General features: G+C 76.3%; 1 protein-coding gene. It reads right to left on the bottom strand.

Annotated features, from left to right (window positions below):
• Nucleotides 1-168: 168 nt before the first annotated feature.
• Nucleotides 169-1,275 carry a sulfite oxidase gene (locus AB0J67_RS41025; RefSeq protein WP_363491220.1) on the bottom strand — a complete coding sequence of 369 codons (1,107 nt, stop codon included), beginning with the start codon at nucleotides 1,273-1,275 and terminating at the stop codon, nucleotides 169-171.
• Nucleotides 1,276-1,597: the final 322 nt, after the last annotated feature.

The raw sequence follows: 1,597 nt of genomic DNA on the forward strand, positions 1-1,597 counted from the left end.
CCGGGGGCCACCGCCACGCCCCCCCCGTCGCCCCCCCCCCCTGGGGCCCCCCCCCCCGCTCCCCCCCGGGGCCCTGGGCGCGCATCGCGCCCAGGCCCCGGCTACGAGCGCATCGCCGCCGTGACGGGGCAACCCGTCGAGTGGGTCGCCCCGCGCGGCTCGCTCTGATCAGTCCAGGCAGGTGACCGGGACGAGCTGGACAGCGTTGTTGGCGAAGCCGCCCCGGTTCCAGGGCTGGTCCACCGGCTGCACGCCGCCCTCGGCATCGGTGGCACGGGCCGTCAGCAGGTGCCGGCCGGGGACCGCGTCCCAGGCGTACGTGAAGCGCCGCCAGGCCCACCGGTGCCCGCCGTCGGCCGCCAGCTCCGCGGGCGTCCAGGTCTCACCGCCGTCGAGGCTGACCTCGACCGACTCCACCGGTGCCCGGCCCGACCAGGCCCGCCCTTCGAGCAGCACCGGGCCGGGGCGCACCACCCGCGCCCGGGACATGAAGTCCGGGAAGCCGGGCGGGGCGAGCAGCGCGCGCGGCGCGATCCGGGTGACCGGCTCGCCCGGGTCGTTCGCGTCCTGGCGCAGCCGGTACGCCACCGCCTGCTGGAACCCGGTGAACGGGGTGCCGGTCAGGGTGATCTGCCGCAGCCACTTCACGTGCGCCATGCCGTACCAGCCGGGCACCACCAGCCGCAGCGGGAAGCCGTGCTGCGGCAGCAGCGGCGCGCCGTTCATCTCGTACGCCAGCAGCACGTCCTCGCCCAGCGCCTCGGCCACCGGCAGGCTGCGCTGGTAGTCCTGCTCGACGCCGCGCTCCACGCCGTGGTCGGCGCCGGTGAACACCACCTCGACCGCGGCCGGGTCCACCTCCGCCGCGGCCAGCACGTCGCGCAGCGCCACACCGGTCCACTCCGCCGTGCCCACGGCCTCCACCAGCCAGGGCTGGCTGACCGGGCGCGGCAGCAGGCGGGCGCGACCGTTGCCGGCGCACTCCATGGTCACCCGGACCGTGCGCCGTGGCAGCGCGCGCAGCGCGGCCAGGTCCAGCTCCAGCGGCCGCCCGACCAGCCCGTCCACCGCGACCCGCCACGACGCCTCCTCGGCGTACGGGATGTCGTAGTGGATCAGCAGGTAGTGCAGGCCGGCCGGGGTCACGTCGTAGCGCAGCGCCTCCAGCGGCATGCCGTGGTTGCGCGCGGCCAGCGCCAGCTCCTCGGCGCTGATGCCCTCGTCCGGCGCGGCCAGGCGGCCCGGACGGCTGACGTCGCTCAGGGTGATGTCCACCCGACCAGCATCCCGCCCCCGCCGCCGCGCCGGAACCCGGGGCCGCCGGCCGTGCGGAACCCGGAACCGCGCGGCCGGGGCGGGAACGCAGAGTCGCTCACCCGCGCGGAACCCCACAGCCGCGCAGCCCCGCCGGAACCCACAGCCGCGCAGCCCTCCGGAACCTAGAGCCGCGCAGCCCTCCGGAACCTAGAGCCGCGCAGCCGTCAACTCTTGGGTTGTCGCGACTCGTACAGCGGCTTGAAGCCGAAGTCGCCGAAGAGCGCGACGTTCAAAGTGATCTTCTCGTTGCCGGCGGGCTGCTCGTCGGAGCCGCAGGCCG

Source organism: Catellatospora sp. NPDC049609, from assembly GCF_040675365.1.
Taxonomy (GTDB): Bacteria; Actinomycetota; Actinomycetes; order Mycobacteriales; family Micromonosporaceae; genus Catellatospora.